Source organism: Pseudomonas putida, from assembly GCF_004357765.1.
Taxonomy (GTDB): domain Bacteria; phylum Pseudomonadota; class Gammaproteobacteria; order Pseudomonadales; family Pseudomonadaceae; genus Aquipseudomonas; species Aquipseudomonas putida_U.
The window spans coordinates 268289-280927 of sequence record NZ_SMTE01000006.1; the positions used below are offsets into that span (position 1 = coordinate 268289).

The following is a 12639-nucleotide window of genomic DNA, read 5'->3' on the forward strand; positions in this document are numbered from 1 at the left end:
AAAGGTCACCGTTCAGTCAATATATTTCTAAACGTTTCGCGACTTTGGTCTAAGAAGCCCGTGCGCTACAGGATAATGACAATCCTATAAATCCAAAATGACCGTTTTATGAATTTCTAAGATTTTTACGGAATAACGTAGGAATCTTTACTGCGATAGGTTGTATCGACGAGGGCCCTCATACCTTTAGGTTATTTGCAAACGTTTGCCCGTACGCTAGGCAAAGTACGCCAAAAAGGAGGGAGGTTAGCAGGGAATTCTCATTTCACCAGGCGCATCACGTGCTGCCTCTTCGCGGGTGTGCCCGCGAAGAGGCCAGCGCAGATCCTTACCGGACCAGATGCAGGAACTGCATGTGCCGCTCGTACTGGTCGAGGATGTCGTTGATGATCTGCTCCTTGCTGTAGCCCACCAGGTCGTAGTTCTGGCTGCCCTCGGCAAGGTGCACCTCGGCGCGGTAATAGCGGCGGTTCTTCAGGTCCTGGGCACCCAGCCCGCCGAGGGCGAACGAGGGCGTGAAATAGCCACGCATCTGCACCTGATAGATGAACGGCTGCTCTTCGCCGTGGCCGATCTTCAGGCTGACGTTGTCGTGGCTCGGGTCGTCCTGGGTGATCAGCGCCAAGCCCTTCTGCGTGAACACCTCGGTCACATCGGCAATCGCCGGGCGCACCACGTCGTCCATGAAGCGGTATACCTCGTCGCGCGACGGGAAGTGCACCGCCTGGCTCAGGCGCTGGCGCCAGCCACCGCGGCCACGGCGTGACTGGGCAAACGGCGCCAACGAGTGCATCTGGGCGATCTGCCGCTGGCTTTCCAGGTAGAACGCTTTGTGCAACCCCCACATCATGCACAGCAAAATCAGCGAGAACGGCAACGAGGTCAGCACCACCGCCGACTTGAGCGAGTCGATGCTGCCGGCGAACAACAGCCCACTGGTGATCAGCGCGGTCATCGCCCCCCAGAAGATCCGCAGCCAGTTCGGCCCATCCTCGTCCGGGCCACCGCCCTTGGCCGAAAGCGTCGACAGCACCACGGTGCCAGAGTCAGCCGAAGTGACGAAGAACACGAAACTGATGAACACCGTGACGGCGATCACCACTCTGCTCCACGGATAGTGCTCGAGCAGCAGGTACAGGCTCATCGACGGATTATCCAGCGCCGACTGGCCGAGCGCGCTCATGCCGTGGTTGATCACCTGATCCAGAGCGCTGTTGCCGAAGATCGACATCCAGGCCAGGGTGAAGCCCAGCGGGATCAACAGCACGCCGAAAACGAACTCGCGGATGGTACGCCCGCGCGAAATCCGCGCGATGAACAGGCCCACGAATGGCGCCCAGGCGATCCACCAAGCCCAGTAGAACACCGTCCAGCCGCCCAGCCAGCCGCGGTTCTCGCCGTAGGCATAAACATCGAAGCTCTTGCGCGGCAAGGCTCCCAGGTAATCACCGAGATTCTGGATGAGGGTATTGAGCAGGTGCTGGGTGGGCCCGGCGAACAATACGAACAGCAGCAACGCGCAGGCCAGGAACAGGTTGATGTCACTCATCACCCGCACGCCCTTCTCCACGCCAGCGACCGCCACAGCCACTGCCGCGCCCATCATCAGGGTGATCAGAATCACCTGCACCCACTGGCTGTGACTGATGCCGAACAGGTAGTCGAGCCCGGCATTGAGATGCAGAACGCCAAAGCCCATGTCGGCGCCCAGGCCGAACACGGTGGCGATGATGCCGAATCCATCCACTGCGTAGCCGATCGGCCCGTTGATGCGCTTGCCGATCAGAGGGTACAACGCCGAGCGCAGCGCCAGCGGCAGGTTATGTCGATAGGCGAAGTAGGCCAGAGCCATGCCGACAAAGGCGAATACGCCCCAGCCGTGCAGGCCCCAATGCAGGAACAGGATCTGCATCGCCTGGCGCCCGGCCTCGGCGGTACCGGCCTCGCCCTGGGGCGGTTGCAGCAGGTGGGTCAGCGGCTCGGAGACGCAGAAGAAGAACAGCGTGATGCTGATGCCAGCGGCGAACAGCATGCCGGCCCAAGACAGGTAACTGAACTCGGGTTCGTCGTGGTCGGCACCGAGCTTGATCTTGCCGTAGCCGGACAAGGCGGTGACCACCACGAAGACCAGATACAGGCTCATGGCGAGCATGTAGTACCAGCCCACCGTGTTGGCCGCCCAGTTCTGCGCCGCCAGCAGCCACTCACCGGCCGCCTGCGGCTGAGCGATGACCACCAGGCCGAAGATGAGGATGAAGCTTGCCGCGAAGTAGAAAACGGGGGGGTTCATGCGGATCTTGCCATTGGCAAGGGTGGAAGTCGGTGCACTCATCGGACGCGCACCTCGTCACGGGACGTGAGGTTCGGATTGAACGGGTTCAGCAAAGGAATCCTCCTGTTGAACACCGGCAGCGGACCAGCGTTTTTCATTGAACGAGCGTTCAATTTAAACATGGATCGGCTTTCAAAGCGAACCGGCTGGCTGACCGGTAGGTGTCTGCCCTGGCCCGCGAGAGGGCCGGTACAGCCGGCCCCTCACCTCAATTCTTGTCCTGGCAATCCAACTGCAAATTGGCCTGGGTGATATTGCTGTCGGCCGGCACGCTGCGGGTCAGCCACACGTTGCCGCCGATGGTCGAGCCTTTGCCGATGGTGATGCGCCCGAGGATGGTCGCCCCGGCATAGATCACCACGTCGTCCTCGACGATCGGGTGCCGCGCCAGGCCCTTGTGCAAGGTGCCCGACTCGTCGCTGGGGAAGCGCTTGGCGCCCAAGGTCACCGCCTGGTAGATGCGCACCCGCTCGCCAATGATCGCCGTCTCGCCGATCACTACACCCGTGCCATGGTCGATGAAGAAGCTCGGACCGATCTGCGCGCCCGGGTGGATGTCGATGCCGGTAGCCGAATGCGCCAGCTCCGAGCTGATACGCGCCAGCAGCGGCAGACCTGCCCGGTATAAGTGGTGGGCCAGCCGATGATGGATCACCGCCAGGATGCCCGGATAGCACAGCAGCACCTCATCCACGCTGCGCGCCGCCGGATCGCCGTGGTAAGCGGCCAGCACGTCGGTGTCGAGCAGCACACGCAGCTCGGGCAAGGCCGCCGCGAAGCCCTGGATCAGGCACAACGCCTGGGCATCGACCTCGGCCAGGTCGGCCTTGTTCTGCCGCGCGGCGTAACGCAGCTCCAGACGCGCCTGGGCCAGCAGTGCGGTCAGTGCGGCATCGAGGGTATGGCCGACATAGAAGTCCTCGCTCTCCTCGCGCAGATCGACCGGCCCCAGGCGCATGGGGAACAAGGCCCCGCACAGCTGCTCGAGAATATGCCGCATCGCCTCGCGCGACGGCAGTTCGCGGCCACCCTGCTCGCCACTGCTGCGGCCATTGCGGGTACGCCACTGCTCACGGGCGCTGCGCAGGCCGCTGACGATGCTGTGCAATTGCCACTGCCCGGATGAAAGTTGGTCGCTCACGGTGTTCTCCTGCCACTCGGCTAATCGCTTTGTCGTTATCGTCATGCATAAGCCGCCATGACGCCACCCCCATCCTGGCCTACCCTCAAGGTTACTTTAAGACCAACCCGGGGCCTATCATGTCGAAATTCGTCAAACCGCTTGTCACTGCCAGCCTGGCCGTATTGCTCGGAACCGGCCTGTTCGGCCAGGCATTCGCGGGCGAGCAGTTGAAGACCATCCAGGAAAAAGGCGTGATCAATGTCGGCCTCGAAGGCACCTATCCGCCCTTCAGCTTCCAGGACGAGAACGGCGAGCTGACCGGTTTCGAGGTCGAGTTGTCGGAGCTGCTGGCCAAGCAGCTGGGGGTCAAGGCCAAGATCCAGCCGACCAAGTGGGACGGGATCCTCGCTGCACTGGAGTCCAAGCGCCTGGATGTAGTGGTCAACCAGGTGACCATCTCCGATGAACGCAAGAAGAAGTACGACTTTTCCGAGCCCTACACCATTTCCGGCATCCAGGCGCTGATCCTGAAGAAGAAGGCCGACCAGCTGAACATCAAGAGTGCCAAGGACCTGGCCGGCAAGAAGGTCGGCGTGGGCCTGGGTACCAACTATGAGCAATGGGTGAAGCAGGACGTGCCCGAGGCCGACGTACGCACCTACGAGGACGACCCGAGCAAGTTCGCCGACCTGCGCAATGGCCGCATCGACGCCATCCTGATCGACCGCCTGGCCGCGCTGGAATACGCACAGAAAGCCAAGGACACCGCGCTCGCCGGGGACGCGTTCTCGCGCCTGGAAAGCGGCGTGGCGATGCGCAAGGGCGAGCCCGAACTGCTGGCGGCGATCAACAAGGCGCTGGACACGCTCAAGGCCGACGGCACCCTGGCCAAGCTGTCGGAAAAATACTTCGGTGCCGATGTGACTAAATGATCGCCGAAAGCCTGCAACTGGTCGCCGATTCGACGCCCTTCCTGCTCAAGGGCGCCGGCTACACGGTACTGCTCAGCGTCGGTGGAATGTTCTTCGGCCTGCTGCTGGGCTTCGCCCTGGCGCTGATGCGGCTGTCGAAGCGCGCACTGCTGGACTGGCCGGCCCGCGTCTACGTGTCGTTTTTTCGCGGCACGCCGCTGCTGGTCCAGCTGTTCGTCATCTACTTCGGCATGCCGCAGATCGGCATCGAGCTCGACCCGATCCCAGCATCGCTGATCGGCTTGTCGCTGAACATGGCCGCGTACATCTGCGAGATCCTGCGGGCGGCGATTTCCTCGATCGATCGCGGGCAGTGGGAAGCCGCGGCCAGCATCGGCATGACCCGTACCCAGGCGATGCGCCGGGCGATTCTGCCGCAGGCCATGCGCACGGCTCTGCCGCCACTGGGCAACAGCTTCATTTCGCTGGTCAAGGACACCGCACTGGCGGCGACCATCCAAGTCCCGGAACTGTTCCGCCAAGCCCAACTGATCACCGCGCGCACCTTCGAGGTATTCACCATGTACCTGGCCGTGGCAGTGATCTACTGGATCCTCTGCAGCATCCTCGCGCACTTCCAGAACCGCATGGAAGCGCGGGTCAACCAGCACGACCGGGAGCATTGACGATGATCGTGGTAGAAGGCCTGACCAAGCGCTTCAATGGCCAGACCGTCCTGGACGGTATCGACCTGGCCGTGCAGGCCGGCGAGGTGATCGCCATCATCGGCCCCAGCGGCTCGGGCAAGACGACCTTCCTGCGTTGTCTCAACCTGCTGGAAACCCCGGACGCCGGGCATATCCAGATCGGCGACATCAGCATTGACGCCAACCGCCCGCTGGGCACTCAGCAAGCGGCGATCCGCCGTCTGCGCCAGCAGGCCGGGTTCGTGTTCCAGAACTTCAACCTGTTCCCCCACCGCACCGCCCTGGACAACGTCATCGAAGGACCGGTGGTAGTGAAGAAGACACCCCGTGCCCAAGCCTTGGCGCTTGGCCGCCGACTGCTGGCCAAAGTAGGACTGGCGGGCAAGGAAGATTCATATCCCCGGCGCTTGTCTGGCGGCCAGCAGCAACGGGTGGCGATCGCCCGCGCGTTGGCCATGGAGCCGGAGGTGATCCTGTTCGACGAGCCCACCTCGGCGCTGGACCCGGAACTGGTCGGCGAGGTCCTGGAGACCATTCGGGGATTGGCCGAAGAGAAGCGCACGATGATCATCGTCACCCATGAGATGTCCTTCGCCCGCGACGTGGCCAACCGAGTGATCTTCTTCGACAAGGGCGTGATCGTCGAGCAGGGCGAGGCCAAGGCGTTGTTCGCCGCGCCCAGGGAAGAGCGCACCCGGCAGTTTCTGCGTAAGTTCCTCGGGACCGCTGCGTCCGAGTAGGTCATCAAGGGCCTCTTCGCGGGACAAGCCCGCTCCCACAAAAACACCCCTGCCCGTAAGAACGGCGCAATACCTGTAGGAGCGGGTTTACCCGCGAAGAGGCCGGCCCAGACAGAAACAATCTCCTCTTCTATCAATATTCCAAAGAGTTAGTTCATAAAACTTTAATAAGCATTTAGGGTATATGAACCGGACCACCGGACCCGCACACGTCCGTCGCGATCAGCTGCAGCGACGCATCCATTTTGGTGAGGTCAGGTATGGTCAGGATCACAATCATCCCAGTGCGTAACGGCGGGGTATCGAGTGCAGCCAAGGAGCGGTACTGATGTCCAGCCAGGCGAATTCCATTCTGCAGAGCGACCTCGACAACTCGCCCCTGCTGCTGCCGGCCAAAGTGCTGCGCAGCGATGCCCAAGCCCTGCAAGCCGCTCAAGAACTGGCCGACGTGGCCCGCGAGCAGGCCGCCCGTCGCGACCAACAACGCAAACTGCCCTGGGCCGAAATCGAACAGTTCACCCGCAGCGGCCTGGGCAGCATCACCGTACCCAAGGCCCATGGTGGTCCTGATGTCAGCTTCGCCACCGTGGCCGAGGTGTTTCGCATCATCAGCGCCGCCGACCCGGCGCTGGGGCAAATTCCGCAGAATCAGGTCGGCATACTGCACCTGTTACGCGTGACTGCCAGCGAGGCCCAGCAGGCGCTGATCTATCGCAGCGTGCTGGACGGCTGGCGGATCGGCAATGCCGGCCCCGAGCGCGGCACCAAGGACACCCTGACCCTCAAGGCGAGGATCACCCGCCACGGCGACGGTTATCGCATCAGTGGCGAGAAGTTCTATTCCACTGGCGCCCTGTTCGCCCATTGGGTGGCGGTCAAAGCCCTGGACGATGAGGGCCGCCAGCGCCTGGCCTTCATTCGCCGTGGCAGCCCCGGGTTGCGTATCGTCGACGACTGGTCCGGCTTCGGACAACGCACCACCGCCAGCGGCACCGTACTGCTCGACCAAGTGCCGGTGGACGCGGACCTGGTGATCGACAACTGGCGCCAGCGCGACCTGCCGAATATTCAAGGCGCAGCATCGCAGTTAGTGCAGGCTGCGATCGACGCCGGGATCGCCGAAGCGGCGATCGATGACGCCATTACCTTCGTCCGCCAGTACTCGCGGCCATGGATCGAGGCCAAGGTCGAGCGGGCCAGCGACGACCTGTACGTGATTGCCGAGATCGGTCGCCTGAAGCTCGAGCTGCATGCCGCCCAGGCATTGCTGGCCAAAGCCGCCCAGGTGCTCGACGAGGTCAACGCCGAGCCCATCGACGCGACCGCTGCAGCGCGGGCGTCGATTGCCGTGGCCGAGGCCAAGGTACTGACCACCGAGATCGCCCTGCAGGCCAGCGAAAAGCTGTTCGAGCTGGCCGGCAGCCGCGCGACGCTGGCCGAGTTCAATCTCGATCGCCACTGGCGCAATGCCCGCGTGCACACGCTGCATGACCCGGTGCGCTGGAAGTACCACGCGGTGGGCGCCTATCACCTCAACGGCACGCTGCCCACACGGCATTCCTGGATCTGATTTTTGCCTGGGGCCACTGCCCCGCGAATGGGCCGCACAGCGGCCCAAAGGCCCGGAGAACACCATGACGACATCAGTAATCAGCAGCGATGCCCAGGCACTGGCCATCGCTGAACAAGTAGCCCAGCAACTGCGCCGCGAGAGCGCTTTGCGCGACCGCGAACGCCGCTTGCCACACGCCGAACTGGAGCTGTTCAGCCGCTCCGGCCTTTGGGGCATCAGCGTACCCAAGGCATTTGGCGGCGCCGGGGTGTCCAACGTCACCCTGGCCCAGGTCGTCGCCCGCATCGCCCAGGCGGACGCTGCCCTCGGGCAGATCCCGCAGAACCACTTCTATGCCCTGGAAGTGCTACGCGTGAACGGCAGTCCCGAGCAGCAAAAACGCCTCTACCAGGAAGTCCTGGCCGGACGGCGCCTGGGCAACGCCCTCGCCGAACTCGGCACCAAGACCGCCCACGACCGCACCACCCGCCTGACCCGCGACGCTGACGGCTATCGCATCGACGGCCGCAAGTTCTACGCCACCGGCGCGCTGTACGCCCAGCGTATCCCCACTTCCGTCATAGACGAGCAAGGCGTGCAACACCTCGCCTTCGTCCCGGCCGACAGCCCAGGCCTGCAGGTGATCGACGACTGGAGCGGCTTCGGCCAACGCACGACCGGCAGCGGTTCGGTAGTCTTCGACAGGGTGCACGTCCGCGCCGAAGACGTGGTGCCCTTCCAGAGCGCCTTCGAGCGCCCGACCCCAGTCGGCCCGCTGGCGCAGATTCTCCACGCCGCGATCGACACCGGTATCGCCCGCGCCGCCTATGAAGATGCCCTGCACTTCGTGCGCACCCGCAGCCGACCGTGGATCGACTCCGGTGTCGACAAGGCCAGCGACGACCCGCTGACACTGAAGAGCGTCGGCCACCTGGCGATCCGCCTGCATGCCAGCGAAGCCCTACTAGAACGCGCTGGGCAGTATCTGGACCTGGCCCAGCAGGACAGCACCGAGAGCAGCGTTGCCGCCGCCTCCATCGCCGTCGCCGAAGCCCGCGCCATCAGCACCGAAATCGCCCTTGCCGCCGGTACCACGTTGTTCGAGCTGGCCGGCAGTCAGGCCACCCTGGCCGAGCACAACCTCGACCGCCACTGGCGCAACGCCCGCGTTCACACCCTGCACGACCCGGTGCGCTGGAAGTACCACGCCATCGGCAACTACTACCTCAACGACCAAAACCCTCCGCGCCGGGGGACCATCTGATGGCCAGGGAAATCCTCCTCAACGCCTTCAACATGAACTGCATCGGGCATATAAACCACGGGCTATGGACCCACCCACGGGACACCTCGACGCAGTACAAGACCCTGGCCTACTGGACCGACCTGGCACAGCTACTGGAGCGTGGGCTATTCGATGGCCTGTTCATCGCCGACATCGTCGGCACCTACGACGTCTACGGCCAGTCGCTGGACGTGACCCTGAAAGAATCGATCCAACTGCCGGTCAACGACCCACTGCTGCTCGTCTCGGCCATGGCTGCGGTTACCCGCAACCTGGGCTTCGGCCTGACCGCCAACCTGACCTACGAAGCGCCCTACCTGTTCGCCCGACGTCTTTCCACCCTCGACCACCTGACCGGCGGTCGGGTTGGCTGGAACATCGTCACCGGCTACCTGGACAGCGCCGCCCGGGCCATGGGCCTGGACCAACAGCCTGAGCACGACCGCCGCTATGACCAGGCCGACGAGTATCTGCAGGTGCTGTACAAGCTGCTCGAAGGTAGCTGGGCCGCCGATGCGGTGGTCGCCGACCGCGAGCGGCGGGTGTACGCGGAGCCTGGGAAAGTGCACAAAGTCCGCCACCAGGGCGAGTTCTATAAGGTCGAGGGCTACCATCTATGCGAACCCTCACCGCAACGTACGCCGGTCCTGTTCCAGGCCGGCAGTTCGTCGCGCGGCCTGGCCTTCGCCGGCAACCATGCCGAGTGCGTGTTCATCGGTGGCCGGGAAAAGGCCGCCACCCGCGCTCAGGTCGACAAGGTGCGAGCCGCGGCCAAAGCTGCAGGTCGCGATCCACAAGCGATCAAGGTATTCATGGGCATCACGGTGATCGTCGCGCCCACCGAACAAGCTGCCCTGGCCAAACACGCCGAATACCTGCGTCACGCCAGCCCCGAGGCGGGCGTTGCGCATTTCGCCGCGTCCACCGGGATCGACTTCGCAGCCTACGGCTTGGACGAGCCGATCGACGCCAGCCCCGGTAATGCCATCCAGTCGGCCACGCGCCAGCTGCAGGACAACGCTTGGACCCGCCGCCGTCTGCTGGAGCAGCACGCACTCGGCGGGCGCTACGCGACCGTGATCGGCTCGCCCGAGCAGGTCGCCGATGAGTTGATCGCCTGGATCGACGAAACCGGCCTGGACGGCTTCAACCTGACGCGTACGGTGACCCCGGAAAGTTTCGAGGACTTCATCGACCTGGTGATCCCGCGCCTGCAACAGCGTGGCCGCTACAAGACCGCCTACGCCCAGGGCACGCTGCGCGAAAAGCTGTTCGCCAGCGACCAGCCACAGCTGCCCGCCGACCACCCAGGTTCGGCCTATCGCCACACCACCCCCGCCCCGACTGGAGCCCTGCACCATGCTTGAGAAACTGTTCCGGCCCGTTGCGGCCATTGCCCTGGGCCTCGGTTTGAGCGCCACTGCGCTGGCCGCCGAGCCATTGAAGATCGGCACCACCTCGGCCTTTGCCATCCCGCTGGAAGCAGCCGTCGAAGAAGCCCACAAGCAGGGGCTGGAAGTCAAACTGATCGAGTTCAGCGATTGGATCGCGCCGAACGTCAGCCTCAACAGCGGCGACATCGACGTGAACTACTTCCAGCACATCCCGTTCCTGGAGAATGCCAAAGCCGCCGCCGGCTTCGACCTGGTGCCCTACGCCCCTGGCATCATCAACAACGTCGGGCTCTACTCCAAACGCTACAAGCGTTTCGACGATCTGCCCGAAGGTGCCAGCGTGGCCATCGCCAACGACCCAATCAACAGTGGTCGGGGCCTACAACTGCTGGCCAAGGCCGGGTTGATCACGCTCAAGCCTGGCGTGGGCTACAAGGCCACCGAAGACGACATCGTCGCCAACCCGAAGAAGATCAGGATCCTCCAGGTTGAAGCCGTGCAGCTGGTGCGTGCCTACGACGACGCCGACCTGGTGCAGGGCTATCCCGCCTACATCCGTCTGGCCAAGACCTTCGATCCGGCTTCGGCACTGCTGTTCGACGGGCTGGAGAACAAGGAATACGTGATCCAGTTCGTCATCCGCCCACAAAGCAAGGCCGACCCGCGTCTGGCCAAGTTCGTCGACATCTACCAGCACTCGCCGGTGGTGCGCGAGGCGCTGAACAAGGCCCATGGCAACCTCTACCAAGCCGGTTGGGAAGGCTGACATGGGCCAGGCCAACGCCTTCCAGGCGTATACCGCGAACACCGCACCGGTTCCCGGCGGCGAACAGGCCTTGCGCCCGGAGGTGAATCAAGCCCACGTTCGCTTCATCGGCCTGGGCAAGACTTACCCAGGCCAAGTGCAACCGGCCTTGCAAGGCATCGACCTGAATATCCGCCGTGGCGAGATCTTCGGCATCATCGGCCGCAGCGGCGCCGGCAAATCGTCGCTGCTGCGCACCATCAATCGTCTGGAGCGACCAAGCCAGGGCCGGGTGCTGATCGACCAGGTAGACATCGCTCCGTTCGACGAGGATCGCCTGGTCGCCCTGCGCCGGCGTATCGGTATGATCTTCCAGCACTTCAACCTGATGTCGGCCAAGACCGTTTGGCAGAACGTCGAACTGCCGCTCAAGGTCGCCGGCATCGCCAAGCCCGAGCGCCAGCGCAAGGTGCGCGAACTGCTGGAGCTGGTCGGGCTTGAGGAAAAACACCATGTCTACCCGACGCAACTTTCCGGTGGGCAGAAGCAGCGGGTCGGCATCGCCCGCGCTCTGGTGCACGACCCCGAGATCCTGCTGTGCGACGAGGCGACCTCGGCGCTGGATCCGGAGACCACCGCCTCGATCCTCGAACTGCTGCGCGACATCAACCAGCGGCTCGGCTTGACCATCGTGTTGATCACCCACGAGATGGCGGTGATACGCGAAATCTGCCATCAGGTGGTGGTGCTCGAACGTGGCGAGGCGGTCGAACAGGGTGAGGTCTGGCGGGTGTTCGGCGCACCACGCCACGCGGTGACCCGGACACTGCTCGCGCCGTTGCAGGCCAAGTTGCCCGCAGTCTTGCAGGCAAGCCTGCGGGCCAGCCCGGCAGGCCACGACAGCGCCGTGGTGCTCAAGCTCAACGTGCTCGGCGAGCCGGCGCTGTCGGACCTGTTCGAGGATCTCGGCGGGCGTGTGCGTCTGCTGCAGGGTGGCGTCGAAACCATCGGCGCGCACGCCTTGGGCCAGTTGATCCTGGCTGTGCAGGGCTCGCCGCACGATACCCATCAACTGCTCGAACGAGCCCGGCGCTGGGCCGAGAACGTGGAGGTGCTGGGCCATGTGGTTTGATCGCTTGCTCGAAGGCTTGCTCGACACCCTGCTGATGGTTGGCGTGTCGTCGTTGATCGCGCTGCTGCTGGGGGTGCCGATGGCGGTGCTGCTGGTTACCAGTGACAAGGGCGGGATCTTCCAGGCGCCGCTGCTCAACCGGGTGTTGGGCGCCGGCGTCAACCTGTTCCGCTCGGTCCCTTTCCTGATCCTGATGGTCGCGCTGATCCCCTTCACCCGTCTGGTGGTCGGCACCACCTATGGCGTATGGGCGGCGGTGGTGCCGCTGACCATCGCCGCCACACCGTTTTTCGCGCGCATCGCCGAGGTCAGCCTGCGCGAGGTCGACCACGGCCTGGTGGAAGCGGCTCAAGCCATGGGATGCCGGCGTTGGCACATCGTCTGGCATGTGCTGCTGCCCGAGGCGCTGCCAGGGATCGTCGGTGGTTTCACGATTACCCTGGTCACCTTGATCAACTCGTCGGCCATGGCCGGGGCGATCGGTGCGGGCGGGCTGGGTGATATCGCCTATCGCTATGGATATCAGCGCTTCGACAGCCAGATCATGCTCACCGTGATCGCCATACTGGTGGCGTTGGTGGCATTGATCCAGCTGGGAGGCGATCGGTTGGCGAAGGGCTTGAACAAGCGGTGAGCTTTTAGGGTTCGTCGGGCAATTTGCAGTGACGCGGATATCGAGCGCCGCGCGGGCGGCGCTCGATATCCGCCCCCCACAAAT

The 12639-nt window shown here is 63.8% G+C and carries 11 protein-coding genes; 9 read left to right on the forward strand and 2 right to left on the reverse strand.

Annotated elements, in window-relative coordinates:
• Positions 1 to 328 precede the first annotated feature (328 nt).
• Complete coding sequence (gene betT / locus E2H86_RS11230) at positions 329 to 2290, reverse strand: choline transporter BetT (protein ID WP_196173668.1); 1962 nt, start codon at positions 2288 to 2290, stop codon at positions 329 to 331.
• Between the two features lie 250 nt (positions 2291 to 2540).
• A complete protein-coding gene (gene epsC, locus E2H86_RS11240) occupies positions 2541 to 3473 on the reverse strand; it encodes a serine O-acetyltransferase EpsC (RefSeq protein ID WP_133327698.1) in 933 nt (310 codons plus the stop codon).
• A 119-nt stretch (positions 3474 to 3592) separates the two neighbouring features.
• On the opposite strand from epsC, the gene tcyJ reads away from it, so the two are divergent.
• From tcyJ to E2H86_RS11290, 9 genes are all read left to right on the forward strand, one after another.
• Positions 3593 to 4387 (forward strand): cystine ABC transporter substrate-binding protein, encoded by a 795-nt coding sequence (tcyJ, locus tag E2H86_RS11245; protein WP_133327700.1) that lies wholly within the window; start codon positions 3593 to 3595, stop codon positions 4385 to 4387.
• Entirely contained in the window at positions 4384 to 5052 is a 669-nt protein-coding gene (gene tcyL, locus E2H86_RS11250) for a cystine ABC transporter permease (RefSeq protein WP_133327702.1), read from the forward strand. The genes tcyJ and tcyL overlap by 4 nt, the downstream gene beginning before the upstream one ends.
• A gap of 2 nt (positions 5053 to 5054) precedes the next feature.
• Complete coding sequence (gene tcyN, locus E2H86_RS11255) at positions 5055 to 5813, forward strand: L-cystine ABC transporter ATP-binding protein TcyN (protein WP_133327704.1); 759 nt, start codon at positions 5055 to 5057, stop codon at positions 5811 to 5813.
• Between the two features lie 328 nt (positions 5814 to 6141).
• Positions 6142 to 7383, forward strand: coding sequence for an SfnB family sulfur acquisition oxidoreductase (locus E2H86_RS11265; RefSeq protein WP_133327708.1), 1242 nt, complete (start codon positions 6142 to 6144; stop codon positions 7381 to 7383).
• A 64-nt stretch (positions 7384 to 7447) separates the two neighbouring features.
• A complete protein-coding gene (locus E2H86_RS11270) occupies positions 7448 to 8629 on the forward strand; it encodes an SfnB family sulfur acquisition oxidoreductase (RefSeq protein WP_133327711.1) in 1182 nt (393 codons plus the stop codon).
• Positions 8629 to 10017, forward strand: coding sequence for an LLM class flavin-dependent oxidoreductase (locus E2H86_RS11275; protein WP_133327713.1), 1389 nt, complete (start codon positions 8629 to 8631; stop codon positions 10015 to 10017). The genes E2H86_RS11270 and E2H86_RS11275 overlap by 1 nt, the downstream gene beginning before the upstream one ends.
• Positions 10010 to 10810 (forward strand): MetQ/NlpA family ABC transporter substrate-binding protein, encoded by an 801-nt coding sequence (locus E2H86_RS11280; RefSeq protein WP_133327715.1) that lies wholly within the window; start codon positions 10010 to 10012, stop codon positions 10808 to 10810. Before E2H86_RS11275 ends, E2H86_RS11280 begins: the two co-directional genes overlap by 8 nt.
• A 1-nt stretch (position 10811) precedes the next feature.
• Positions 10812 to 11921, forward strand: coding sequence for a methionine ABC transporter ATP-binding protein (locus E2H86_RS11285; RefSeq protein WP_133327821.1), 1110 nt, complete (start codon positions 10812 to 10814; stop codon positions 11919 to 11921).
• Positions 11911 to 12555: a methionine ABC transporter permease gene (locus tag E2H86_RS11290; protein ID WP_133327717.1), complete on the forward strand. Its 645-nt coding sequence runs from the start codon at positions 11911 to 11913 to the stop codon at positions 12553 to 12555. Before E2H86_RS11285 ends, E2H86_RS11290 begins: the two co-directional genes overlap by 11 nt.
• The last annotated feature ends 84 nt before the right edge of the window (positions 12556 to 12639 follow it).

Coding starts and splice junctions, on each gene's coding strand:
- E2H86_RS11270 (WP_133327711.1), top strand. CDS start 7,448: ATGACGACATCAGTAATCAGCAGCGATGCCCAGGCACTGGCCATCGCT.
- E2H86_RS11290 (WP_133327717.1), top strand. CDS start 11,911: ATGTGGTTTGATCGCTTGCTCGAAGGCTTGCTCGACACCCTGCTGATG.
- tcyJ (WP_133327700.1), top strand. CDS start 3,593: ATGTCGAAATTCGTCAAACCGCTTGTCACTGCCAGCCTGGCCGTATTG.
- tcyL (WP_133327702.1), top strand. CDS start 4,384: ATGATCGCCGAAAGCCTGCAACTGGTCGCCGATTCGACGCCCTTCCTG.
- E2H86_RS11275 (WP_133327713.1), top strand. CDS start 8,629: ATGGCCAGGGAAATCCTCCTCAACGCCTTCAACATGAACTGCATCGGG.
- E2H86_RS11280 (WP_133327715.1), top strand. CDS start 10,010: ATGCTTGAGAAACTGTTCCGGCCCGTTGCGGCCATTGCCCTGGGCCTC.
- E2H86_RS11285 (WP_133327821.1), top strand. CDS start 10,812: ATGGGCCAGGCCAACGCCTTCCAGGCGTATACCGCGAACACCGCACCG.
- betT (WP_196173668.1), bottom strand. CDS start 2,290: ATGAACCCCCCCGTTTTCTACTTCGCGGCAAGCTTCATCCTCATCTTC.
- tcyN (WP_133327704.1), top strand. CDS start 5,055: ATGATCGTGGTAGAAGGCCTGACCAAGCGCTTCAATGGCCAGACCGTC.
- E2H86_RS11265 (WP_133327708.1), top strand. CDS start 6,142: ATGTCCAGCCAGGCGAATTCCATTCTGCAGAGCGACCTCGACAACTCG.